This window comes from Paenibacillus sp. sgz302190 (assembly GCF_059820445.1).
Genome location: NZ_JBZYAO010000001.1, coordinates 283,791 through 306,265, shown reverse-complemented (window position 1 = coordinate 306,265; position 22,475 = coordinate 283,791). Strand labels below are relative to the sequence as shown.

Sequence of the window (22,475 nt, the reverse complement as noted above, 5' to 3'; positions counted from 1 at the left end):
CATTCAATTCGACAATGAGAGGATGAGTGTGTTGGTTAAATCAGTTGATTGGAAAGACTTGAGATTCGGTGTTGAAATTGAGTTTATCGGCGGCGATGCGGAAAATTTGGAGCTGCTGCCCGAATGGGTTATTTCATTGGATGAGCTGCAGATTGACGAGACGGGCGCAGATTCGGGCAGCGAGCTTAAAACGCCCCCGATCTTGTGGGAAGACCGGGAACAAATACGAGTCATGTTGAACCGGCTGCATGTGCAGGGAGCATCTGTAAATTGGAGCTGCGGACTCCATGTTCATATCGGTTTGGAATCGTGGGGGCAAGATATCGTGCTTCCGCTGATTGATGCAGCGCTACTGTATCAACATACGATCCGGGCGCTGTTACAGACGAGCGAGCATCGGCTTATATTTTGCCCTCCTTTCACTCGAGAGATGCGGAGCCGCTTTATTTCTGATCCGGGTCCGGACGCAGTCCATCATCGGGGACGCCCTCAATCCCATCGCTGCGGAATCAATGTCGGGGCCTGGTATGATATCGGCACCGTGGAAATTCGCTATGCGAACGGCACCTTGGACTACGATGAGGTGCTCAATACGATCGAGCTTTGTCTGCGGTTCGTAGCGGCGATCGGCGCCGGCCGCAAGCTTTCGTGCGACCCGCAAAGCCTTGCGGCGGAACTGGAAGCTCCCGCCACAGGCTATCCGGTGCCAGTGCCGATTCCCCGCTGGTATCAGGAAAGAATTTGGCTCGAGGAATCCCTTTTTCCGGCTGTAACCGATCTTGCGGCTGAGCTTGTGCAAGACGGTGAAATTCTCCACATTCTGCCTGTCTCGGACGGCATTAAGATTGTCATAGAAGACGCTGACGGACAGTTGTTCAACTATGTTGTCCAACCCCCTTCCGCAGGCTGGACTCTAGTGCGTCAGCAATAATTTGAACCTTCCGCCGCTGCCGCGATATTCGCAGAGTCCCCCGCCGTGGGCCTCGCCTATACGGGGTGCGGAGGTGCAGTGGGCCTTCTCGCCTCTCCTGCGCAGACCTGTGGTGGGCCCACCTCGACTGTACGGGTTGTAGAAGGCCTCTCCTGCTTGGGTTGCGGAGCTAGAATAGACCTCTCAGGGGTTGTAGGGCTGAAGTGAGCCTCACCTCTCCTTCACTGCGGGGCTGAGGTGGGCGGCAAGGCTACTTGGCACGGAAAAACCTGCGAAAGTGCAGGTTTTTTCCGTAAAAAAGGTTCATTTTCGCGAAAAGCCTGCAATTGTGCAGGAATTTTTGCTGAAAATGAACCGTAGCCCATGTTCGCAGCGAAAAGCCTGCACAATTGCAGGAATTTGTCGTGGCCAGCGTATCCATCGAGCAAAAACTGCACTTTTGCAGGTTTTCTTCGCGCGACCAGGCTGATGGTGCGGTCGGCTCTGGCATGTGGGTTTCTCATCCTTCAAAAACTGCACTCTTGTAGGCTTTCTGCGCATGGCCACCCGATTTCCCGCCAGACTCTAGCAGCGCTTCCCTGCGGGCGCCTCCTCCAAGTCGCGTTTCTAGTAGCCGGCTAGTCCAAATCAATCACCTTCAGCGCATCATGAATCTCAACGGCTACGTTGTCAGGCCGTTTCCATTCGCTGGCGTATCCGAGACAGGCGCAAATCAGCTGCGTATGCGCATAGGCAGTTGATTTTCTGTAATGGACATGTCCCATAATGCCGAATTTGACAAGGGGGTCTTCATACAGCTCGGCGTACTTTTCGCTGCCCAAAAAACCGTTGAAATAGTCCCATGGTTCGCGGTCCGCCGGCACTTTGAAAAAAGGATGCGTCAGCATGTGCGTAACCAGCACGACTTTTTTGCCCTTGTGCTGCGCCAGCTCGTTTTTCAATTTGTCGTAAAAAAATTCGGTCATCTCCTTGTTGCTCTTTCCCCATCGTACGTGCAAGCTGTCCCCCCACGTTCTGTCCGCAGTCATCATCCGGTCAAACTGCTCAACCGAATAGCGCGGATCGCCAAACGAATAGTCATACCACCCCGAGTCCCCGATAATGACACAGTTGTCGTTCGGGTAATAAGGTTCCCCGCTCAGGCAGCCCGGCGCTCCTTGGAATTTTTTGTAAGTCTCCCAAGTATTCTGCACCTCGCCGTTCACCGACCAATAATCGTGATTGCCCGGAACGAACAATACTTTAATCCCCGTAAGCTTTTCGATTTCCCGTACGGCCTCTATGCTTTTCAAGTAATCATTCGACAGATCGCCGGCGATAATCAGCAATTGTAACTCATTCTGTTTGACGGCATCGCATAAAGCGGGCAAAACCGCCTTCTCCTTATTGATATCCAGATGCAAATCGGAAATTACGCCTGTTTTCATCGGACTTTCCCCTCTCGGCTTTTTTATTCGTACAAATGGCACCTTACAAAATGTTTGTCCGCAATTTGCCTTAGCTGCGGCTTGATCTGCGTGCACTGCGGCTGCGCAAAAGGACATCTGCCGTGAAACGAGCAACCGTCAGGCACATAACCGGACGCGGGGGCGCCGGATTGAACAAGGAATGGATTGCTGTCCTCATCCTGCCGGTTCAAATCAGGCACCGCATAAAATAAAGCTTGCGAATACGGATGCATGGGCTTGCTCCCGATCAAGTCCGCGTCCGCAATCTCCACCATTTCCCCCATATACATGACACCGACGCGGTTGCTTATATATTGAATCACATTCAAATCGTGGGAAATAAACAGCAGCGTTAAATCAAAGCGCTGCTGCAACTCTCGAAGCAGGTTCAAAATTTGGGCTTGAACGGAAACGTCCAGCGCGGAGACGGCTTCATCGGCAACGATAAATTCCGGGTTCAGGATGAGCGCGCAGGCGATGCCCACTCTTTGCCGCTGGCCTCCGCTCAATTCGTGCGGATAGCGGTCCAGATAGGTTTCGTCCAGACCTACGTGCCGCAGCATTTGTACGACGGCTTGCCGGCGGGCCTCACGGTCCCCCATCCGATGAATGATCAGCGGTTCTTCCAGGATCGCTTGCACCTTCATTTTCGGATTTAGCGACGAGTACGGGTCCTGGAAAATCATTTGAATGTGCCTGCGCAATTCCTGCTGCTCTTTCCCTTTGACATTCGTAATGTCCTGGCCGCGAAAAGCCAAGGTCCCCTCTGTCATCGGCAAAAGCCGCACCAGCATTTGGCCTAATGTCGATTTGCCGCACCCGCTCTCGCCGACGAGTCCGAAAATTTCGCCTTTGCGGATTTCGAACGATACGCCGTTGACCGCTTTGACGTGCGAGCGCTTCTCCAGCATATGTTTGCGTGGAACCGGAAAATATTTGTGCAGTCCGTTGACTTCAACAAGCGGTTCGCTCATACGATAGCCTCCATGTTCGGGAAATGGCAGCGCACTTGATGGCCGGGCGCCTTCTCTTCCAACTGCGGCAGCTCTTCATGGCAGCGCTTGTCCGCTTTAGGGCACCTCGGCGCAAAAGGGCACCCTTTTTGTTCCTCTTGAATGGAGGGAACGAAGCCCGGCATCGTGTAGAGCGGCTTGCCTTTTTTCTCGGCGGTCGGCAAAGACTCGATCAGCCCTTTCGTATAAGGATGCAGCTGCCGTCGGCTCAAACTGGCCTTATCCGCTTCCTCCACGATATGGCCCGCGTACATGACGATAATGCGCTGGCACAAATTAAAGATAACGCCCAAATCATGCGAAATAAACAAGATGGACGTATTTTGCCTGGAATGAATGGTTTTCAGGAGGGCCAGAATCTGGGCCTGCACCGTCACGTCCAGCGCGGTTGTAGGCTCATCGGCGATCAGCAACTGCGGGCCGCAGACGAGCGCCATGGCAATGACGACGCGCTGGCGCATTCCGCCGGAGAGCTGATGCGGGTAATTGTCGTACAGCTGTTCGGCTCGCGGGAGCTCCACCTGATGCATCACTTCAAGCGCTTTTGCTTTGGCCTGCTTTGCCGACAATCCGCGATGCCGGATTAATCCTTCCGCAACCTGCCTGCCCACGGGAATAAGCGGGTTGAGTGAAGTCATGGGCTCTTGAAAAATCATCGATATCCGGTTGCCGCGAACGTTCATCCAGCCCTTTTCATCCAGTCCGGACAGATCGCTGCCCTGAAACCGCATTTGTTCGGACACGCTGCGCGCGTTCGCCGGCAAGAGCCCCATTAACGCCAGCGAAGTGACGCTTTTGCCGCAGCCGGACTCCCCGACCAAGCCGACCACTTCGTTTTCGCGAATATGAAAAGATACGTCCTTGATCGCCCTGAATTCGCCCTTGTCCGTAGAAAAGCGGACATTTAAACGATCGATGCGAAGTAATTCGTTAGCCATACGCCCTCCTCTTCCGTTACTTCCGTTTATCGGCCAAATCTCTTAAGCCGTCTGCCAAAAAATTCAAGCTGAGTACCATCAGCGTAATGAAGCTTCCCGTAATAATCGTGTACCAGGGAGCCGACATCACGTATACCTGCGCCTCGTTCAGCATTCTCCCCCAACTGGCCAGCGGCGGCTGAACCCCCAGACCCAAATAGCTGAGCCCGGCTTCCGCCAAAACCGATCCCGCACCCGCGAGCGCCGCCGCCACGATCAGCGGCGAGGTCATGTTCGGCAAAATGTGGCGAAAAATAATGCGGAGCGGACCCGCACCGCGCACTTTGGCCGCCTTGATAAATTCAAACTCCTTGTATTGGATGACTCCGCTCCTAATGATGCGCGAAAATCCGGGAATGCTCATAATGCCCAGCGCGATAATCGTATTGCCCAGCCCCGGCCCGAACACTGTGACGAGCATGAGCGCGAACAAAATGCCCGGGAACGCCATCATACCGTCCATAACCCGCATAGCCAACTCATCGATCCAGCCTCCGAAATAACCGGCCGTCGCACCGATCAGCAGGCCTCCGGTCAATCCGATCGTAACAGATAAGCTGCCGACATAAAACACGATCCGCGAGCCCTCCATAATCCGGCTCAGGATGTCCCGCCCGAAATTGTCGGTGCCGAACCAGTGGGCTGCGCTCGGGTGGGCCAGGCGCTGTCCCGTGTTCATCGCCTCCGTGGCATAAGGCGTGTAAAACAAGCCGACCAAAAAGACGATAAACAGGATAGCGAACAAGAAGGCGCCGATCATGAGATGGACGTTCTTATAAAATCTGCTCAACTTCATCAAATTAGCCCTTTCTACCGATTCTTGGATCGACTGCTTTATACAAAATGTCCACGATGAAATTAATCATGACGACGGTGATGCCGATGTAGAGAACCATTCCTTGAACGAGCGGCAAATCTCTGCTGTTGATGGACGTCACGAGCAAGCTGCCCAAACCGGGCAGACTGAACACATTTTCCACAATAATGCTGCCGCCCAAAGTTTCCGCCACGATCAAACCGAGCACGGTCAATACCGGAACAAAAGCATTGCGGATGACATGTCCGTATAAAATGGCGGCCGCATTCAATCCCTTGCTCCTGGCCGTCCTCACATAATCCTGTTTCATTTGGTCCATGACGGTGTTTCGGATATAGCGGATGAGGACTGCCGTATTGTGAATCGCAAGCGCCGTCGAGGGCAGCAGCAGCGATCTGAACGCTTTCCACGGATCTTCGCTCCAGCTCACATATTCCCCGGAAGGCAGCCAGCGCAGCACGACCGAAAATATAAAAATCAAAACGATGCCCAGCCAAAAGGAAGGAATCGCCAGCCCTAATTGCGTGATAAAAGATAACAGATAGGCCACGGGTTTTCCATTGCGGGTTGCGATGAAAATGCCCAGGGGGAGACCGATCAGCACGATCAACCCCATGGAAATGAAAGTCAAAGACAACGTGACCGGCAGACGGTCGCCCAGAAGCTGAAAGACGGGAAGCTGATAGCGGACAGACATCCCCAGATCGCCGTGGAGAGCCGCTTGAATCCATTCGGCGTAGCGGACAATGGCCGGCTGATCCAGCCCCATCTGCTGTTCCAGAACTTCGACCTGCCTCGGATCGGCGTCAACGCCTAACATAATGAGCACCGGGTTTCCGGGAAGGATTTGAAATACGAAAAAGGTAATCACGGATACGAATAGTACCGTAGATAGCAAAGTTGCGATTTTTCGGGCAAAAACGGTCACTGTATACCCTCCATCAGGATTGGGTGTAGTACAAATCCGCCATATTCAGCAATTGGTTCGGATAAATTTTGAATCCGTTCAATCCTTTTTTCATCGCTGCGGTTTGGTTCATGTCCATAATATAGACGGATGCCGCTTCTTCCGTCAGCAAACGCTGCGCTTTCTTATAAATTTCGATCCGTTTGGCGGTATCCGATTCCAGCGTCCCCTGCTTCATAAGCTCATCATATTTCGGATTGGAGTAGTTAATAAAATTTTTGCCGTAAGAACTGTCGTACCGGATTAGCACATCATAAGGGTCCAGCTTGCCTGTAAAGCTGATTACAGTAGATACGTAATTGCGTTTCGTGTACACATCATCCAGCCATTTGCTCCATTCGATCTGTTTGATCTGCACTTTGATGCCGACCGCCTTCAACTGATCGGCGATGACCTGGGCGGTGTCCACATGGGTTTTGTAGTTGGACGGAACGGTCACTTCCAGGTCGAAGCCGTTCGGATAACCCGACTCGGCAAGCAAAGCTTTGGCCTTTTCTACATTCACGTTGTACATCGTGTCAAGACCCGGTTCGTAGAAGCTCGCCATCGCCGGGCTCATATTGGAGCCGAGCTTTGTGCCATTTCCGTCCACAATCGTTTTAATAATCGCATCCCCATCGATCGCATAATTGATGGCTTGTCTTACTTTGAGGTCGTCCAGCGGCTTCACTTTATTATTTAATGCCATTAACTGCACCATATTTTGCGGACCTTTGACGTAATTGAAGCCATCTCCCAACTGCTGCAGCCCTTGCGCCGAAACCGACGGGATCATGTCGATGGCGCCGGATTTTAACGCCAGCAAAGTTGCGTTGGCATCGGTCATGAATTTAAACTCCACCCGATCCAATTTGGCGGCTTTATCGGGATTGTAGAAATCTTTATTTTTCTCCAGAACGAGCGACTGCCCGGGTTTGTATTCCACAAATTTGAATGGTCCTGCGCCAATCGGCTGCTTGCTTTGATCTTTATAATCTTTGGGCAAAATAGCCGTAGTCGTCCGGGAAATAAACGACGAATCGCTCACTTTCAAATGAATGACCGCCGTATAGTCGTCAGGCGTATCGACGCTTTTCACCATCTCGAATTTAGACGACAGCGGCTTGTCGCCGTTAAGACCGGCCAAACGGGAATACGAATATTTCACATCCTGAGAAGTTAGCGGCTGGCCGTTATGAAACTTGACATTTTGCCGCAGCTTAAACGTGTATGTAAGCCCGTTGTCGGTAATTTGATAGGACTCGGCGATTGCGGGTTCCATACTCCCTTTGTCGTCATTTCCGAGCAAACCGTCGAACACATTGTCCATCATGGAAGCCGTATCCGTCGCTGAGGATAAATACGGGTCCAGATTATCAGGCTCCGTAGCAATCGGCAGTCTGACCGTTCCCCCTTGCTTGGCCGCTGCGGCCGTTTCCGCTTTCGGACTCTGCTGGGGACTGCCGGCGGCTGTGTCCTGGCCGGACTTCTGCGGACTGCACGCAGCTAGAATAAGGACGAGCATCAAAACGCAGCATACAAAAACAACCGGTTGTTTGCTTATTTTCTTTTTCATGGTTTCTCTTCCTCCTGGTTATTGTTCTTTATCCGTTTTCCCGACAATCGACCAACTGAAACTTTCTTCAAAAGCTTCGAACATGTGCTCCATCGTTTTCATGCTTTCCTGCATGCGGTTTTTGTCGTGAATCGACATTTCCCGCAAAATCGCGTTGACAAGCGCGAGCGGAGCCGTATAAGAGTCCAGAAAACTGACCGATTTCGTCAAGGCGTACAAATTGACGTCCCCATACTTCACGAACGGCGACATTTTCGAATCGGTCAGCACAATGACGCGAAGCCCGCGCTGCCTGGCAATCTCCGCAAGCTTCAGCGTCCTTCTGCAATATCTCGGAAAACCGCTGATGAACATCACATCCCGCTTATCCAAATAGGTCGCGTATTCTGCGGTTTGCCCCTGCGGGATGAGCTCGGCATTGCCCAACAAATATTTGAAAATAAACCCCGAAAATGACGTAACCGCCAGCCCCATCCGCCATCCAGCCACCCAAATTTTGTTCGCCTGAAGCAGCATGTCGGCCGCTTTTTGCAAATCGGTGTAGTCATTGAGCCGGCGCGTCGCCTCGATATTATGAATTTCCGCATCGTAATGCGTGTCCACCCAACTGCTGTCCGAAATGTCGGCGGTCTGCTGCAGCCTCGAAATCGCTCTTTGCTTGAATACGGCTTCCTTAATCGCTCCATGCATGTCTTTGTAGTTCGCGTAATCCAAAGCTTGCGCCAGCCGGTGCAGCGTCGCTTCGCTGACGTTCGCCAGTTCGGCGATTTTGCGTGCAGACAGCGTCACAATTTCAACCAAATTCGAAGCAATGTAGTGCGCCGCTTTTTTTTGGCTGGTGCTTAGTGAATCGAAATGCAAATCTATTCTCTCTGTTATTTTCAACTTTGTTACCCCCTGGATATTTACTGCAGCGCCTGTTTACGTTGGCACCACGGCAGCACGCCCGTTACATCTTCGATAACGGCCTGGAACGATAATTCTTCGATGCCCGTCGTTCCGAACCGATTGATGAGCAGGCAATCCATCCCGACTTTGCGCGATCCGATGACATCATCGTAATAGTTGTCTCCAACGTATAGGCACTCCTCCGATTTCAATTTTTGCTTGTCGAGGGCGATTTTAAATATTTTCGAACTGGGCTTTTCCACGCCGACCTCGGCAGAGACGACCACTTCGTCGAACAAATCATCAAGGAGGTTGTCCTGCAGAACTTGTCTGGCCGATAAATCCCAGTTGGAAATCAGGCCTACGCCGTAACCTTCCCGCTTCAGATTCAAAAGCGTATCCCTCGTGTGCGGATAAGCTTTCCAAATATCGACGCTGAAATAATTATTTTGCCTGAAATGCGCCACAACGTTTTCCAAATCAATCGCGATGCCGAGAAAATGATTGACGACCCCGATATACCACAAAAAGTACGTTGAGCTTTTTTGGCTCAGCACTCCCGGGTACTCCCGCATGAACAGCTTGTCCGTGCAGTGAAACGCCAATTCGACTTCGCGAACCGTTTTCTGAATCTGGTATTCGCTGGAAAGAATGTTTTGATACAAACGTCCTATGTAACGATCCACCAGCGTATACCCCAAATCGAACCATACGAATGTTAAAGCCACTCTGCCGCCTCCCAAATGAAGCATTTGCTACATTTTTTTTATTTTGAATGATTTGCCTCACTGCCATTGTACTTGCCTTGTGTAAATGGAATGTCAGAATAAAATGAATTGTTTATTAAGGTGAAAAAATAGCATGGATCCGGCATCCATGCTTGTTGCAGCTTTGCGCCGTGGCGGCTAGGGCTCCGCCCTTATGGGCGGAGATTCCTGCGCTATCGCGGGCATTTCCTTCAAACCGGCCTCTTCCTGCGAAAATTTCTGTATTTTCGCAGGTTTTCAGGCAAGGCCGGCCGTTGCTTGAACAGCCCGGGCCGCTTGAGCTAGTGCGCCGGCAGCGGCGTGTGCACAAAGCCTGCAAAAGTGCAGGCTTTTGACCCTCGTAGCCCTTGTTTCCGGAAAATTCCTGCAAATCTGCAGGCTTTTCCGTCCAAACCTAGGGCCCCGCCCCCTCATGCACGGAAATTCCTGCACAATCGCAGGCTTTTCCTTCAAACTGGCCGGTTCCTGCGAAAATTCCTGTATTTTCGCAGGTTTTCGGGCAAGGCCGGCCGTTGCTAGAACAGCCCGGGCCGCTCGAGCTAGTGCGCCGGCGGCGTGTGTGCACAAAGCCTGCAAAAGTGCAGGCTTTTGACCCTCGTAGCCCTTGTTTCCGGAAAATTCCTGCAAATCTGCAGGCTTTTCCGTCCAAACCTAGGGCCCAGCCCCCTTATGTGCGGAAATTCCTGCACAATCGCAGGCTTTTCCTTCAAACCGGCCGGTTCCTGCGAAAATTCCTGTATTTTCGCAGGTTTTCGGGCAGGGCAGACCGTTGCTTGAATAGCCCGGGCCGCTCGAGCTAGTGAGCCGGCAGCGACGTGTGCACAAAGCCTGCAAAAGTGCAGGCTTTTGACCCTCGTAGCCCTTGTTTCCGGAAAATTCCTGCAAATCTGCAGGCTTTTCCGCATAAATCTAGCGCTCCGCCCCTCACGAGCGAAAATTCCTGCACAATTGCAGGCTTTTTCTCCAAACTAGCCTCTCCCGGCGAAAATTCCTGTATTTTCGCAGGTTTTCGGGCAAAGCATGGCTGTTGTGCAAACAATAGTGGATCGGACAACCGGATTCGTCTTGATAGGACCTGATTTGGCATAACATTAGCGCTTGAGAAGCACTGTTACATATCCGCGGCGGCTTTAGTCGACAAAAATTAAGGCCACGGCACACAAAAAGTGTGCCATGACCTTTTCATCGATGAAATCGCCGACCGCCAGTAATTGACATGCCGCCGCGACCCGCTCTCCGCCGGCCATCGTCTTGCCGCCGCAATCCGCTCTCCGCCGGTTATCGACTTCCCGCTACGATCCGCTCTCCGCCGGCCATCGTCTTGCCGCCGCAATCCGCTCTCCGCCGGTTATCGACTTCCCGCTACGATCCGCTCGCCGCCGGTCATCGTCTTGCCGCTACGATCCGCTCGCCGCCGGCCATCGTCTTGCCGCTACGATCCGCTCGCCGCCGGCCATCGTCTTGCCGCCGCGATCCGCTCCCCGCCGACCATCGTCTTGCCGCCGCGATCCGCTCGCCACCGGCCATCGACTTGCCTCCGCAGTCCGCTCGCCGCCGGTTATCAGATTGCCGTCATCGACGACTCTCGCCGCCACCGGAACCGCGCCCGTCGCTCCCAGAACATCCATTCCAAGATGGTTCGTGACGGCATGACGGCCTTCCAACAGCCCGCCCATCGCAAGCAAAAGAGAGCCTCCGCAAACCGTAGACACAGTTATATCGGGTCGCTGAAAAGCTTCTCTCATCAAATCCGTCAACTGTGTTTCCATCGCTCTCTTGAGAATGGCCGGGACGGAATCCAGCCCATCTCCGCTTACTTCTCCGGACGCTCCGGGTACAACAATGAGTCCGGCTCGTTCCGGATCGAGTTTCCCGCCGCCCGAGCACATTTCAGCCGCGCAGAACACTTCATAGGGCGCCAAAGCATCCAGCAGATCAAAACCGTCAAACAAAACAATTTATACGTGCATCGCAACCCTCCTTTCTTATTCAACAGCTTTTATGTTCGGCTCCTTCGTATACACAAAACGAATCACGATCTCCGCGAGGATGAAGTTAACAAGTATCGATCCGTATACGCCGATTATGTAGCTTAGCTCATACTTCATTGCTAACCCGTTATGCAGAATAAAGGTAATCAGATGAATAAACAGGTTCGTAAAACAAAATACGAAGCTTCGAACCATCCATTTGCGATGTTTGGCGACCTGCTTGCGTTTAATTTGAACAATCGCGGCGATCGTCATGGCGAACCAGACCATGCTCAACAGATTGAAGGCAATGCTCGTAACCCTCCCGCCTGTCGAATAGGGCGCCATATAACCGGAAGTTATACATACGATCAGGACGAAAATAACGTACAAATAGCCGTTGATTCTATGGAATTTCCGATATTTTCGCAAAATCTGCGTGGAAAAATTCAGAACTCCGGCCAACATAGCCAGACAAGCGGCAACGACGTGGATATGCATCACGCTCAACCAAACCGGAACATTGAGAGCCCGTCTCAGATTGATTTTTTGCCCCAAAAATGCGGCGGCCTGCGGGTCGTGATACAAATTCATAAACGCAACATAAATAATGTAAACAACCAATGACGCCAACATCAGCGGGTATAAGTACTTGAATTTCGTTTTTCCCATAAAAAAGACATCCCCTCCTCATTTTGAAACCGAACCGTCCGGTCTCTTTTATTGTACAACAAACTGCATTATAATTCACTTATGAAATGTTACAATATTATGAGAGAGTCCAAGCCACAGGTGAGAGGAAGCTGCACATGCGCAAAAGCGACAAAACAAAGCTGCATATCATTATGAAATCTGCGGAGCTTTTTAACGATAAAGGATATGCGGGTTCGACGATACAGGATATTATGGATGCGACCGGTTTGACCAAAGGGGGAATCTACCGGAACTTCGCGAACAAAGACGAGATCGCTTTGGAAGCTTTCGCGTATGCGGGCCAAGTTTTATGGGGGCATTTCTCCGCGGCCATCGAAAACGCTTCTACCTCAATCGGCAAAGTGATCGCCATGTGCGACGTTTACAGCGATACGGTCCACAACCCGCCAATTAAGGGCGGATGCCCTTTTCTTAATACAGCGGTCGAAAGCGACCACTCCTTCCCCGTGCTGCGGGAACGCGCCCTGGAAGCTTACGAAGGCATGTCCTCATTCATTCAAGACATTTTGCGGCAAGGTGTCGCCGACGGGGAATTCAGCGCCGATATGGATATCGAATCTATCGCCTCTTTCATTTTCTCTTCCATCGAAGGAGGAATTATGGCAAGCCGGCTGACCCGGGACAACAAGCATGTCGGCCACGCCAGAATCAACATCGAACGGCTGCTGAACAGCTTTAAACCGGTGCGTCAAAACGCTGAATAAAACGATAAAAAGCCGCGTCTGTGCGGCTTTTCCTCTTTTCCCGATTAGGGATTACTCTTCAAATTCCACATTATGATACACTTGCTGAACGTCTTCCAGGTCTTCCAGGGCGTCGATCATTTTTTCGAATTGCGCCTGCGCATCTTCCGGGAGCGTTACGAAGTTTTGCGCAAGCAAAGTCAATTCGGCAACTGTAAATTCCGTTATGCCGGCGTTCTTGAACGCTTCCTGTACGGCATGGAATTGTTCAGGTTCGGCGTATACAACGACGGAATCGTCTTCTTCCTCGACGTCGCGTACGTCCACATCCGCTTCCAGCAGCAGTTCAATGACTTCATCCACCGTTTTGCCGGCGAGACCGATGATCGCTGTCGGATTGAACATATACGCTACCGATCCGCTTACCCCCATGCTGCCGCCATTTTTATTGAACGCGGAGCGCACTGTCGAAGCTGTGCGGTTCACGTTATTTGTCAATGCATCTACGATGAGCATGGAACCGTTCGGTCCGAAGCCTTCATAGCGAAGCTCTTCATAAGTTTCTTCCGAACTGCCTTTAGCTTTTTCGATCGCACGGTCGATGATCGCTTTGGGCACGTTGTACGTTTTTGCGCGCTCAAGCACGACTTTTAACGCTCGGTTGGATTCGGGGTCCGGCTCGCCCTTCCTTGCCGCCACATATATTTCAAGTCCGAACTTCGAATAAATGCGGCTCGTATTTACATCCTTCGAGGCTTTTTTTTCCTTGATATTGTTCCACTTACGACCCATGCTGATCCCACTTTCTTATTTTACTTGATCTTCGTTAACGGTAACGGACATGTTAATACCCAATCTATTATATCTCTTAGCGCCATACTTGAACAAGTTTATAATTTCGGATTACACATGAAAAACGCCGCTAACAAAGTGCGGCCTGTAACGGCCGACGAGCTTGCCGAGCGGATTTCCCGCAATTTCGTTATCTTGCTATTACATTCGAAAATGCGTACAAACGATCCTTTTTGGGGTTATACTGTTCGTGGGAGGTGAGCGAAAATGACGAACCAAAAGAAGCAGGAACCGAAAATCGTTCATCGCAGCTTTGACGGCGGCGCGGCCGGCCCGGCAACCATGGAGCCGCTGACGGACGAGCAATGGCAAGCGATCATCGGCAACGATGCTTCGTATGACGGTCATTTTTATTATGCGGTCAAAACTACCGGCATTTTTTGCCGCCCATCCTGCAAATCCAGACCGCCGAAAAAAGAAAATATCGGCTTGTTTCGAACCGCGGAGCTGGCGCTGTCCGCCAAATTTCGCCCCTGCAAGCGATGCAAGCCTACCGGCGAGCGGCTGCCGGATGACGAATGGGTAGCTCTGGTCACGGCATACATGGACAAACATTACATGGAAAATTTAACGCTCGGCATGCTCGCGGATATCGGACATGGCAGCCCGTATCATCTGCATCGGACGTTCAAAAAGGTGACGGGCATCACGCCGGTCGAGTACATCCAGCAGAGGCGGATCGAGCAGGCCAAGGAGCAGCTTGCTTCGACGGATAAAGCGATTGCCGAGGTTGGCCGGAGCGTAGGTTTGTCAAATACGCCCTATTTTATAACTTTGTTCAAAAAGAAAACGGGCTATACGCCGGCAGGCTTTCGCCAAATGCGGCACCAAATGATAAAGGAGGCAACTGAACATGAGCAGCAAAACTAATTCGCCGATTTATTGGTCGGCACTCGCGCATGACGAGTGGAATATTCATATCGCAGCTACGGCGGCAGGGCTTTGTTTCGTAGGGTCGCAAAACCGCCCTTTCGAGGAATTGGCCGACTGGGCCCGCATCCGGTTCCCCGGCAGCGCGTTCGTTCGGGACGATGACAAGCTGCTGCCCTATGCGGCCGAGCTTACCGAATATTTGCAAGGGACGCGCACGAGTTTTTCCGTTCCTTTCGACCTGCGCGGGACGCCCTTTCAAATGGCCGTATGGAACGCGCTCTGCGCCATTCCCTATGGGCAAACTTTTTCTTACTCGGATATCGCTGAGCAAATACGGAAACCGGCTTCGGTACGGGCTGTCGGTGCAGCCATTGGGGCGAATCCCGTTTTAATAACGGTGCCCTGCCACCGGGTCATCGGCAAAAACGGCGCGCTCACCGGCTACCGCGGCGGCCTGGATATGAAAACGAAGCTGCTGCAATTGGAACGCAGCGGCGCTCCGGTCGAAGGAGGCTTGCAGCATGCCTGACCGCCTCGCTGCGCGCATGGCCGCTCTGGACTGGGAGTCGCTGCAGCAGTCGCTGGACAGGGACGGGTACGCGAAGCTCCCTTCCCTGCTCGATCCGGCGGCGTGCACGGACATTATCGGCACCTACGGGGAGCAAGAGCATTTCCGCAGCACCATCGACATGGCCAGATACCGTTTTGGCATCGGCGAGTACAAATATTACGACGCTCCCCTCCCCGCTCTGCTGCAGCAGCTGCGCTGCGGATTATATCCGCAGCTGTCAAAGACGGCCAATCGCTGGCTTGAGCAATTGGGCCGCGAGGCCGTTTATCCGCAGACGCTGGCGGAATTTCTGGAGCAATGCCATGAAGAGGGGCAGACCCGTTCCACCCCGCTGATTTTGAAATACGAAGCCGGGGGCTACAACTGCCTGCATCAGGATTTGTATGGAAAAGTATTCTTCCCTTTTCAGGTCGTTTTCGCGCTGAATCAAAAAGGCCAAGATTACACCGGCGGGGAATTTCTGCTTGTGGAACAGCGGCCGCGGGCGCAAAGCCGGGGCCACGTCATCGCCCTGGAGCAAGGCGAAGGGCTCATTTTCCCGACCCATCATCGGCCCGTATCGGGATCGCGCGGCTATTACAGAACGACGCTGCGGCACGGCGTAAGCACAATTACGTCAGGGACGAGATATAGTCTCGGCATTATTTTCCACGACGCCAAGTAAAGGCAGGTATGAATGGAATATTTATACAAACACCCCAAAACGATTCTGAATAAAGGGACCGGCTTTTTGCGCGGCTACAGTCATTCGCTGAACCCTTATACCGGCTGTTCGTTCGGCTGTTCTTACTGCTATGTGCGGCAAATGCCCGTCTCCACTTTCCGGGACGCGCCGTGGGGAACGTGGGTCGATATCAAACAAACGGCGGCAGGCGTTTTCCGCAAAGAGTTCCAAAAAGCGAAAGCCAAAGGGCCCGTCACCATCTTCATGTCATCGAGTACCGATCCGTATCAGCCCGTCGAATATAAGGAGCAAATCACCCGATCCTTGCTGGAAATTATGGCCTGCGATCCCCCTGATTTTTTATTCGTGCAGACCCGCAGTCCGCTTGTTCGCAGAGATATCGATCTGCTTGTGCGGCTCGGAGATAAGGTGCGTGTCAGCATGACAGTCGAAACCGACCGGGATGATATCCGGAAGCATTTTTCGCCGCAGGCCCCTCCTATCAACGCGAGGTTAAAAACGCTCCGACTGCTGGCCGACGCCGGCGTGCCAACCCAAGCGGCGATCGCGCCGATGCTGCCGAGCAGCAAAAACTTCCCTGCCCTGCTGCGCCCGCTCGTCAATCGCGTATGTGTGGACGATTATTTTATGGGGGACGGCAGCGAAGGAAAACGCTCGCGCCGCTTGGGCCTTCAGGCTTTGTACAAGCCGCTGGGCTTGGAAAATTGGTACGACCCTGCCGCCTATCGCATCGTCTACGAGCGCTTGAAGCAGGTTTTTCCCGAGGATCAAATTTATGTGAGCCAAAAAGGATTCGAGCCTTAAAGCCGTTTCTTGCGGGCGCTGCATGACGACGGTCGGTCGACCAACCCGGCATGTCCAGGGTTATAGTTTGTTTCAACTTTCAATAAATCGCAATGCGCATTGGGAATGATGAGCGGCCAGATTTTTTGCAAATTGTTGATCCGGAAATCCTCTATGAAGCAGCTTCAACCCTCCCGAGGTTAACGATATGTGGTGGTGGAATCGATAAAATAACATCCTGTCAGGATCGAGAGTATCGTTCTTTAAATACCGGTAGAAGTCCCCAAACCGCAGCTCCAAAAAACTGTGCTCATGTTCAATATCAAAGTACGCAGCCCCTTCGATATCGATTAAAAAGGGTACCAGTTTATCATTAACCAGAACATGATCAGGACCCAGTTCCCCGTGAATAAATCCGTACTGCGTTCTAGGTTTAATCCTTGATTCAAGCTCATACAAAGAATCGAGCAGCTTGCTTTGATTGGACTTGATGCTATCAATATGGCCGGAGGCATAAGATAACTGCATTTTAGCATTTTCCATTTGTATGAGATGACAATGTTCTGTATGGGTGATTCCGCTATAATTCGGCTTGCCAAAAAAATGTCTTTCGTTGGCATGCATGCCGGTAAGCATATCCCCCAACCGCTGGAATAGTTTATCTCGAGCTTTTGAATCGGAATGATGGAAATAATGTTCCGCCATCTGTCCGTCTACGTATTCAACGAGGGCATAATCAAAAGGGTAACGGTTTCTTTCCTTATTCAGGTCATAAAGAAAGGGGGTTCGAATTCCACGCTGCGTTAAAAACTTGTTGTTTATTTCAAAATGATCGCTTCCATAGGATCGCTCGCACGTATCCATGTTTGCTATTTCTTCTTTAAAATAATTCATGGAAAGATCCCACACGTACAAAACGCAGGAAAATCCATTGCTGCAGTCGATCTTGTACACTACCTTTTGTGCGCCGCCGCGCATTTTTGATACGTTAACAACTAAATAACCGACACCTAAAACCTTTCTCACATACTCCTGCAGATCAGCTTGATCGAGGTGGCAAGTCATGTCCATTGAACATCTACACTCCATTTTATAAGTTTTGCCGGCAACCCAATAGTAAATATAATCCATCAAAAAGTATAGACTTTTTCTTTATGAATTGTTATGATGTTGAATAAGGTCTCGAAAAAAATAGCCATACAAAAAGCCTCTGGATCCGATTCCAAAGGCTTTTTTTCATATCCAAATGAAAAAGGAAGACTGCAACGTCCATGAAGACCTTTGCATCCTCCCGATAATGCGTGCATGTTATTGGCTGTATGACACATTCGACAAACCCGTTCTGACCGCCAGTCCCCATCCAAAACTTTCGTTTTGCGATACTTGCGCGCGGACGGTGTTCAGCCCTGCTTTCCATTTGACCGGAACGCTGGCGAAGTTTGGCCTGATGCGCCCGTCGGAGGCAGGAGGATTCCATTTCCAGTCGCCCCGGTAAACTTCCTGTTCATTCACCCAGAGCCGAATATGGTCGCTGAAGCCGAGAGTAAGCACCGTCTCTTGTTCCTCCGCAATCGTAAACAGGCTCTTCGCTTCGACTGCGACGCCCGGTTCAGCCTTAAACAGTCGATTGAGGTTCAGCGTGCCGTTCTCTTCCACGATAGCTTTCCTCCAATTGTGTTCGAAAGCAGCGGGCTGTTCGCCCGGCAGGTACGGCTGCGAAACAAGCCATTCCGTCACAAACGATTCTGATTGAAGAGCGTTGATATCGCTGTTTCTTCCGGCAATCGGCGACGGTTCGATTTCTTCGACGGTAAGATTGCGGATGCAGCTTGGCAAAAAGCTCCAGAAGCCGATTTTTCCCGCGGAACCGCCGTGCTGCAGGTTGGAAATGACAAGCTGCGGCTCAGGATCGTCGCCGAAATACACCGCCGCCCCGTTCGGCTGAACCTCCAGGGCCAATTGCTGCCATGCGCCGGTAGTGTCGGGCAGCGCCTTTTGATAGGCCGGTCCGTTATAAATTTGCCAAGTCATGGAACCGTTCATGACAGGATCGTATTGAATTTCGACCGGAGCCAAATAAACGAGCTCATAATTCTCGGCATCTCTCGCTCCGAAAACAAATCCGACGAATCCCACTTCTCCGGGGATGGCCACTTCGGCTTGAATGCGAAAAGCCTGGAAACGGATCTCGTCGCGAAGAAAAACTGCGGAGTTCGGCTTTTCAAGCAATAAAGCTTTGCTGCCCAGGAATTCGGCCGGACGCGCCCCGGAATCCCCCAAATCCAACTTCTCCCAATCATCCCAGAGCGTATAGAACAGTTTGGTTGACGTCATTGCAGCACCTCATATTTTCAGATTGTCGAAAAACTCGCACGTTGCAGCCAGAGCGGCCCATCCGACTGGCAGTGCGAAGAAAACCTGCAAACATACATGAATTTGCGTCCTTGATCGCTGGCCATGAGCAATTCCTGCAAAAGTGCAGGCTTTTCACCGAACACATAGGCTTATACTCACTTTCAGCGAAAATTCCTGCACTTTTGCAGGTTTTTCACCAAAACGAGCCACTTTCGCGGAAAAAACTGCACTTTCGCAGGTTTTGCGGCTTGCCAAGCCGCTCCCCCTCTGGCCGCGCTAACAGAGCGCCCCTCTCAACGCGCCTCGGACATCGCGGTTCCATAAAATGGTTCCCTGCACTTCCTATACAGGGAATTGTCCACCCGCGGCCAACCAGTGCGGCGGACGGGTGAGTGACGGCGGCAGCTTCGTATCACCGTCTCCCTTCGCTGCGTTAAGCTGCGCTTGGGTGAGAAAAATGCTCCCGGTAAGGTCCGCTCCTCCCAGGTCGGCGTCCCGGAAATCGGCCCCGATCAGATCGGCCGCTCTCAAATCCGCTCCCCTGAGGTCGGCGGCGATCAGGTACGCCCCTCTCAGGTTGGCGCACCGAAGGTCGGCGCCTCGGAGATTCGCGCCGATGAGGTCGGCTCCCCGGCCGTAAGTTTTTTGGCGCCCGGTGCGCCCCTTTTGCCGGCGGCGGGCTTCATCACGCACGAGTTCGCTCGTTTGCAGCAGCCATACATTGACATCCGCCCGGTGTGCCGCCACGTCCAGTTCCACGAGGGACTCGGGACTGAGCTGCGTGAGGCGCAGCGTTTCGTCAAGCGCCGCTCGGAGCGCGCTATGGATCGGCCGGGCGGGCTGCAGCGTCAGCGCTTCGGTCAAATACCAGAGCAGCTCATGAAGCTGCTTCATGATCGGGAACACCTCAAACATAAGCTTCGCGGACTCCGGAGCCTGCCGCCAGTCGCGTCCCTTGAAGGTCACTTGCGACACCTTCTGTCCCGTGCCAAAACAGTCGTAAACCGTGCAGCCGCGGAAACCCAACTGTCTGAGATTGTCGTGAACGCCGCAGCGGAAGTCCGGCTGCAAGTTTCGGCAAGGCTGTCCGGCGCTTTTGTCAGCCGCGAAGTCCGCCGAAGCCGCAAAGGGCAGCGCGACGCAGCACAAACCGAAGCAGTTTCCGCAATCGGCTTGCATGTGGTGGTATTCGTGATTCTCAGTCATAGCGTGATTTCTCTCCGCTTCATCTTATTTTCATATCGTAGTTTAACAGATATTTTCCCAGTAAAACAGTTTTTTCGCCAGCAAGAGCATGGGTGCCGCTATCTTTTACAAAACGAACAAACGATTGAATCCTGCTTTTATGATATATTCATAGCGTATCTGCCAATCCAATCATGAAGGGATGACACTTATGCCAAATCCGGTCGTACATTTTGAAATCCTTGGAAAAGACGGAGCGAAACTGCAAAGCTATTACAGAGGTCTGTTTCAATGGGAGATTAGCGCCGACAACCCGATGAACTACGGTTTGGTCGATACAAAAAGCGGCGGAATTAACGGAGGCATCGGCGGTTCGGAGTACCCGGGGCATGTGACGATTTATGTTGCGGTCCCTGACATGCAGGCGACTTTGGACAAGGCCGTCGAGTTGGGCGGCAAAATCATTATGCCGATTACCGAAATTCCCGGCACGGTGACGATGGCGCTTTTCACGGACCCGGAAAACAACATTATTGGCATCGTTAAAGATCAACCGCCGGCATAATCGGAACCAACGCGCAAACCTCCAACCCCACGTCAAGTGGCTTTGGAGGTTTTTTTGCTGCTTTCCCGGGGAATTTTGCGAATTCCTTAAGATGATATGTTCAAATTGTTAAATAAAACCTGAAAAACTTAATTCCTACTATATTATGCAAAAATAGATGAAATGAAATATTCACAAACATTTTAAATGCAAATATATGGAAAAAATGAGATACTAGTAGAGTAACAAAAAAATCCATTTTTTGAAAGGAATGAAATTATGAAGAAGTTTTACACCCTCATCCTGGCATTTTTACTCACAGTAAGCTTCGTAGTCACCCCTGCAAGCGCTTCAGTCAGCAATCCCAACCTGTCCCGAGTTCCGGGAACATGGGCGCCCGGAGCAACGCCCGCCAACCTCGATCCCAAGCTGCCGGTCATTTTGTTCGTACAGGGCCTTGACAGCTACGCCGGATCTTGGTATGAAACCAATGATATGTATCAGACCGCGTACAACAATGGGTATCAAACCGCTTTCGTCGAGTTGAACGATTCCGGCGGAACTCCCAAAAGTATGTGGGACAACGGCCAAATGCTGGCCCAAAAAATCGCCGACATCTCCAGCTATTTCAACAAAAAAATCGTCATCGTCGCGCACAGCAAGGGAGGCGTGGACACGCAAACCGCCCTTGTTCAGTATAACGCATACCCTTACGTGACTAACGTGATCACGCTGGGCTCCCCGCATCACGGTTCCCAACTGGCCGATCTGGCTTATACGAGTTGGGCGGGATGGCTGGCAGACCTCATCGGTTACAAAAACGACGGCACTTATTCCATGCAAACGTCCTACATGAACTACTTCCGTTCCGTAATCGACGCGAACCCGAATACCGCTTACAACAAATTTTACACCTTCGCCGGCACAGGCTGGTCGGATTCGTCAAAAGGCTCTTATGTCGCCGGCGGCATATTCCTGTCGCTTTTCGACAGCAATGACGGCGTCGTTACGGTGAGCAGCGCAAATGTGCCGAAAGGTACGATGGTCAAAGTCGGCACTTGGGACCACAATACGATCCGTCAAGGCTCCCAGACGTTCTCATTGTTCAAGCCTTATTTGACTGCTGCAACCAAAGTTTCCGCCGGGCAATCAGGCCAAGACGACCTTGTCACCATTGCATCGCCCGCCTCCGCTTCGGCCCAGGATGCCGACGCTGCCGGCAAAAATGTATTAGTCCGGGGCGGCAGCCATAACGGAACCGCAAGCGAAAGCTTCCCTGTAGAAAACGACGTTAAAAGCATTACGCTTGACTGGATTTCCGATCAAAAAGCGAACCGGGTCGAGCTTGTTTCACCTACAGGCGAGCAAGTGGGCGTAGAAGTCAAATCTTATCAGGACGAGCAAGTGTTCAAAAATGCCTGGCATCATGTTGCCGTAGTGAACCAGCCGAAACAAGGCGAATGGACCGTCAAAACGCAATCCGGCAATCCCGGCGGCTACATGATGACCGTTCGTTTCGACTCGGAACTGGACAAGTCTATTCAGTTGCAGCTCAACAACGATAAAACGAAAATGCACGTTCAGCGGAATAAAGCTTCCCTGAAAGCGGACAAGCTGAAAATCCAATATCAGGTGGATTTCACTCCCGAAGACGGCAATGCCGGCAAAAAGCAAACCCGCAAAATGACCAAACTCGAATCCATCGATTCGGACAGCGATGTCAATTTGTCTGACACAAGCAGCAAAGGCGTTTACCAAGCTTCATTCGTCGTCAAAGGACAAACTGCAAAAGGCGCTCCATTCGAAAGAACGCTGCTTCGTTCCGTCTACATTGACGAGAAAGGCAACAGACACTAAGACGCCATGAAAAAACGGCTCTTTCGCACAGCTTGCGAAA

General features: G+C 51.8%; 22 protein-coding genes and 1 pseudogene. 8 read left to right on the top strand and 15 right to left on the bottom strand.

Annotated features, from left to right (window positions below; all coding sequences use genetic code 11):
* Positions 1 to 31: 31 nt before the first annotated feature.
* Complete coding sequence (locus AC6RNO_RS01475; RefSeq protein ID WP_497104302.1) at positions 32 to 931, top strand: amidoligase family protein; 900 nt, start codon at positions 32 to 34, stop codon at positions 929 to 931.
* A 221-nt stretch (positions 932 to 1,152) separates the two neighbouring features.
* Here the strand turns inward: AC6RNO_RS01475 and AC6RNO_RS01470 are convergent, their stop codons facing one another.
* From AC6RNO_RS01470 to AC6RNO_RS01420, 11 genes and pseudogenes are all read right to left on the bottom strand, one after another.
* Positions 1,153 to 1,434, bottom strand: a complete 282-nt coding sequence (locus tag AC6RNO_RS01470) for a hypothetical protein (RefSeq protein WP_497104301.1) — start codon at positions 1,432 to 1,434, stop codon at positions 1,153 to 1,155.
* A 114-nt stretch (positions 1,435 to 1,548) separates the two neighbouring features.
* Complete coding sequence (locus tag AC6RNO_RS01465) at positions 1,549 to 2,358, bottom strand: metallophosphoesterase (RefSeq protein WP_497104300.1); 810 nt, start codon at positions 2,356 to 2,358, stop codon at positions 1,549 to 1,551.
* A 23-nt stretch (positions 2,359 to 2,381) separates the two neighbouring features.
* Positions 2,382 to 3,353 carry an ABC transporter ATP-binding protein gene (locus AC6RNO_RS01460; protein WP_488438509.1) on the bottom strand — a complete coding sequence of 324 codons (972 nt, stop codon included), beginning with the start codon at positions 3,351 to 3,353 and terminating at the stop codon, positions 2,382 to 2,384.
* Positions 3,350 to 4,330: an oligopeptide/dipeptide ABC transporter ATP-binding protein gene (locus AC6RNO_RS01455; RefSeq protein WP_497104299.1), complete on the bottom strand. Its 981-nt coding sequence runs from the start codon at positions 4,328 to 4,330 to the stop codon at positions 3,350 to 3,352. The genes AC6RNO_RS01460 and AC6RNO_RS01455 overlap by 4 nt, the downstream gene beginning before the upstream one ends.
* A 16-nt stretch (positions 4,331 to 4,346) precedes the next feature.
* Positions 4,347 to 5,165 carry an ABC transporter permease gene (locus tag AC6RNO_RS01450; protein WP_474680884.1) on the bottom strand — a complete coding sequence of 273 codons (819 nt, stop codon included), beginning with the start codon at positions 5,163 to 5,165 and terminating at the stop codon, positions 4,347 to 4,349.
* Positions 5,166 to 5,169: 4 nt separating this feature from the next.
* Complete coding sequence (locus AC6RNO_RS01445) at positions 5,170 to 6,114, bottom strand: ABC transporter permease (protein ID WP_474680883.1); 945 nt, start codon at positions 6,112 to 6,114, stop codon at positions 5,170 to 5,172.
* Between the two features lie 13 nt (positions 6,115 to 6,127).
* Positions 6,128 to 7,708 carry an ABC transporter substrate-binding protein gene (locus AC6RNO_RS01440; protein WP_497104298.1) on the bottom strand — a complete coding sequence of 527 codons (1,581 nt, stop codon included), beginning with the start codon at positions 7,706 to 7,708 and terminating at the stop codon, positions 6,128 to 6,130.
* A gap of 18 nt (positions 7,709 to 7,726) precedes the next feature.
* A complete protein-coding gene (locus AC6RNO_RS01435) occupies positions 7,727 to 8,593 on the bottom strand; it encodes an SIS domain-containing protein (RefSeq protein ID WP_497104297.1) in 867 nt (288 codons plus the stop codon).
* Positions 8,594 to 8,613: 20 nt separating this feature from the next.
* Positions 8,614 to 9,324 carry an HAD-IA family hydrolase gene (locus AC6RNO_RS01430; RefSeq protein ID WP_497104296.1) on the bottom strand — a complete coding sequence of 237 codons (711 nt, stop codon included), beginning with the start codon at positions 9,322 to 9,324 and terminating at the stop codon, positions 8,614 to 8,616.
* A 1,577-nt stretch (positions 9,325 to 10,901) separates the two neighbouring features.
* Positions 10,902 to 11,285, bottom strand: a pseudogene (locus AC6RNO_RS01425) (DJ-1/PfpI family protein); the annotation flags it as partial.
* A 63-nt stretch (positions 11,286 to 11,348) separates the two neighbouring features.
* Positions 11,349 to 12,005: a DUF2306 domain-containing protein gene (locus AC6RNO_RS01420; protein WP_497104295.1), complete on the bottom strand. Its 657-nt coding sequence runs from the start codon at positions 12,003 to 12,005 to the stop codon at positions 11,349 to 11,351.
* A gap of 137 nt (positions 12,006 to 12,142) precedes the next feature.
* Between AC6RNO_RS01420 and AC6RNO_RS01415 the strand changes: the two genes are divergently transcribed.
* Positions 12,143 to 12,751, top strand: coding sequence for a TetR family transcriptional regulator C-terminal domain-containing protein (locus AC6RNO_RS01415; protein WP_497104294.1), 609 nt, complete (start codon positions 12,143 to 12,145; stop codon positions 12,749 to 12,751).
* Positions 12,752 to 12,802: 51 nt separating this feature from the next.
* On the opposite strand, the gene AC6RNO_RS01410 is transcribed toward AC6RNO_RS01415, so the two are convergent.
* Positions 12,803 to 13,522: a YebC/PmpR family DNA-binding transcriptional regulator gene (locus AC6RNO_RS01410; RefSeq protein ID WP_474680877.1), complete on the bottom strand. Its 720-nt coding sequence runs from the start codon at positions 13,520 to 13,522 to the stop codon at positions 12,803 to 12,805.
* A gap of 267 nt (positions 13,523 to 13,789) precedes the next feature.
* On the opposite strand from AC6RNO_RS01410, the gene AC6RNO_RS01405 reads away from it, so the two are divergent.
* From AC6RNO_RS01405 to AC6RNO_RS01390, 4 genes are read left to right on the top strand one after another with little or no spacing between them, the layout of a single operon-like run.
* On the top strand, positions 13,790 to 14,452 hold the full coding sequence (locus AC6RNO_RS01405) for a bifunctional transcriptional activator/DNA repair enzyme AdaA (RefSeq protein ID WP_474680876.1): 663 nt from the start codon (positions 13,790 to 13,792) through the stop codon (positions 14,450 to 14,452).
* Positions 14,436 to 14,984 carry a methylated-DNA--[protein]-cysteine S-methyltransferase gene (locus AC6RNO_RS01400; RefSeq protein ID WP_488438653.1) on the top strand — a complete coding sequence of 183 codons (549 nt, stop codon included), beginning with the start codon at positions 14,436 to 14,438 and terminating at the stop codon, positions 14,982 to 14,984. The genes AC6RNO_RS01405 and AC6RNO_RS01400 overlap by 17 nt, the downstream gene beginning before the upstream one ends.
* Complete coding sequence (locus tag AC6RNO_RS01395; RefSeq protein ID WP_488438654.1) at positions 14,977 to 15,690, top strand: 2OG-Fe(II) oxygenase; 714 nt, start codon at positions 14,977 to 14,979, stop codon at positions 15,688 to 15,690. The genes AC6RNO_RS01400 and AC6RNO_RS01395 overlap by 8 nt, the downstream gene beginning before the upstream one ends.
* Before the next feature lie 12 nt (positions 15,691 to 15,702).
* On the top strand, positions 15,703 to 16,515 hold the full coding sequence (locus tag AC6RNO_RS01390) for an SPL family radical SAM protein (protein ID WP_488438655.1): 813 nt from the start codon (positions 15,703 to 15,705) through the stop codon (positions 16,513 to 16,515).
* A gap of 72 nt (positions 16,516 to 16,587) precedes the next feature.
* Here the strand turns inward: AC6RNO_RS01390 and AC6RNO_RS01385 are convergent, their stop codons facing one another.
* The 3 genes from AC6RNO_RS01385 to AC6RNO_RS01375 all read right to left on the bottom strand — a co-directional run bounded on the left by AC6RNO_RS01385 (position 16,588) and on the right by AC6RNO_RS01375 (position 20,055).
* Entirely contained in the window at positions 16,588 to 17,520 is a 933-nt protein-coding gene (locus AC6RNO_RS01385) for a phosphotransferase (RefSeq protein WP_497104621.1), read from the bottom strand.
* A 282-nt stretch (positions 17,521 to 17,802) separates the two neighbouring features.
* Positions 17,803 to 18,828 carry a hypothetical protein gene (locus AC6RNO_RS01380; RefSeq protein WP_497104293.1) on the bottom strand — a complete coding sequence of 342 codons (1,026 nt, stop codon included), beginning with the start codon at positions 18,826 to 18,828 and terminating at the stop codon, positions 17,803 to 17,805.
* A 363-nt stretch (positions 18,829 to 19,191) separates the two neighbouring features.
* The gene (locus tag AC6RNO_RS01375; RefSeq protein WP_497104292.1) at positions 19,192 to 20,055 is read right to left on the bottom strand and encodes a pentapeptide repeat-containing protein; all 864 of its coding nucleotides are present in this window, start codon (positions 20,053 to 20,055) and stop codon (positions 19,192 to 19,194) included.
* 190 nt (positions 20,056 to 20,245) lie between these two features.
* Between AC6RNO_RS01375 and AC6RNO_RS01370 the strand changes: the two genes are divergently transcribed.
* Together AC6RNO_RS01370 and AC6RNO_RS01365 are read left to right on the top strand one after the other, a co-directional pair.
* Positions 20,246 to 20,599, top strand: coding sequence for a VOC family protein (locus AC6RNO_RS01370; RefSeq protein WP_497104291.1), 354 nt, complete (start codon positions 20,246 to 20,248; stop codon positions 20,597 to 20,599).
* A 258-nt stretch (positions 20,600 to 20,857) separates the two neighbouring features.
* Complete coding sequence (locus AC6RNO_RS01365; protein WP_488438659.1) at positions 20,858 to 22,435, top strand: esterase/lipase family protein; 1,578 nt, start codon at positions 20,858 to 20,860, stop codon at positions 22,433 to 22,435.
* Positions 22,436 to 22,475 lie beyond the last annotated feature (40 nt).

Excerpts from the sequence above, each read along its gene's own strand:
- AC6RNO_RS01390 (WP_488438655.1), top strand. The coding sequence starts at position 15,703 with ATGGAATATTTATACAAACACCCCAAAACGATTCTGAATAAAGGGACC.
- AC6RNO_RS01395 (WP_488438654.1), top strand. The coding sequence starts at position 14,977 with ATGCCTGACCGCCTCGCTGCGCGCATGGCCGCTCTGGACTGGGAGTCG.
- AC6RNO_RS01460 (WP_488438509.1), bottom strand. The coding sequence starts at position 3,353 with ATGAGCGAACCGCTTGTTGAAGTCAACGGACTGCACAAATATTTTCCG.
- AC6RNO_RS01380 (WP_497104293.1), bottom strand. The coding sequence starts at position 18,828 with ATGACGTCAACCAAACTGTTCTATACGCTCTGGGATGATTGGGAGAAG.
- AC6RNO_RS01365 (WP_488438659.1), top strand. The coding sequence starts at position 20,858 with ATGAAGAAGTTTTACACCCTCATCCTGGCATTTTTACTCACAGTAAGC.
- AC6RNO_RS01420 (WP_497104295.1), bottom strand. The coding sequence starts at position 12,005 with ATGGGAAAAACGAAATTCAAGTACTTATACCCGCTGATGTTGGCGTCA.
- AC6RNO_RS01450 (WP_474680884.1), bottom strand. The coding sequence starts at position 5,165 with ATGAAGTTGAGCAGATTTTATAAGAACGTCCATCTCATGATCGGCGCC.
- AC6RNO_RS01470 (WP_497104301.1), bottom strand. The coding sequence starts at position 1,434 with ATGAGAAACCCACATGCCAGAGCCGACCGCACCATCAGCCTGGTCGCG.
- AC6RNO_RS01465 (WP_497104300.1), bottom strand. The coding sequence starts at position 2,358 with ATGAAAACAGGCGTAATTTCCGATTTGCATCTGGATATCAATAAGGAG.
- AC6RNO_RS01455 (WP_497104299.1), bottom strand. The coding sequence starts at position 4,330 with ATGGCTAACGAATTACTTCGCATCGATCGTTTAAATGTCCGCTTTTCT.
- AC6RNO_RS01440 (WP_497104298.1), bottom strand. The coding sequence starts at position 7,708 with ATGAAAAAGAAAATAAGCAAACAACCGGTTGTTTTTGTATGCTGCGTT.
- AC6RNO_RS01375 (WP_497104292.1), bottom strand. The coding sequence starts at position 20,055 with ATGACTGAGAATCACGAATACCACCACATGCAAGCCGATTGCGGAAAC.
- AC6RNO_RS01370 (WP_497104291.1), top strand. The coding sequence starts at position 20,246 with ATGCCAAATCCGGTCGTACATTTTGAAATCCTTGGAAAAGACGGAGCG.
- AC6RNO_RS01405 (WP_474680876.1), top strand. The coding sequence starts at position 13,790 with ATGACGAACCAAAAGAAGCAGGAACCGAAAATCGTTCATCGCAGCTTT.
- AC6RNO_RS01410 (WP_474680877.1), bottom strand. The coding sequence starts at position 13,522 with ATGGGTCGTAAGTGGAACAATATCAAGGAAAAAAAAGCCTCGAAGGAT.
- AC6RNO_RS01400 (WP_488438653.1), top strand. The coding sequence starts at position 14,436 with ATGAGCAGCAAAACTAATTCGCCGATTTATTGGTCGGCACTCGCGCAT.
- AC6RNO_RS01415 (WP_497104294.1), top strand. The coding sequence starts at position 12,143 with ATGCGCAAAAGCGACAAAACAAAGCTGCATATCATTATGAAATCTGCG.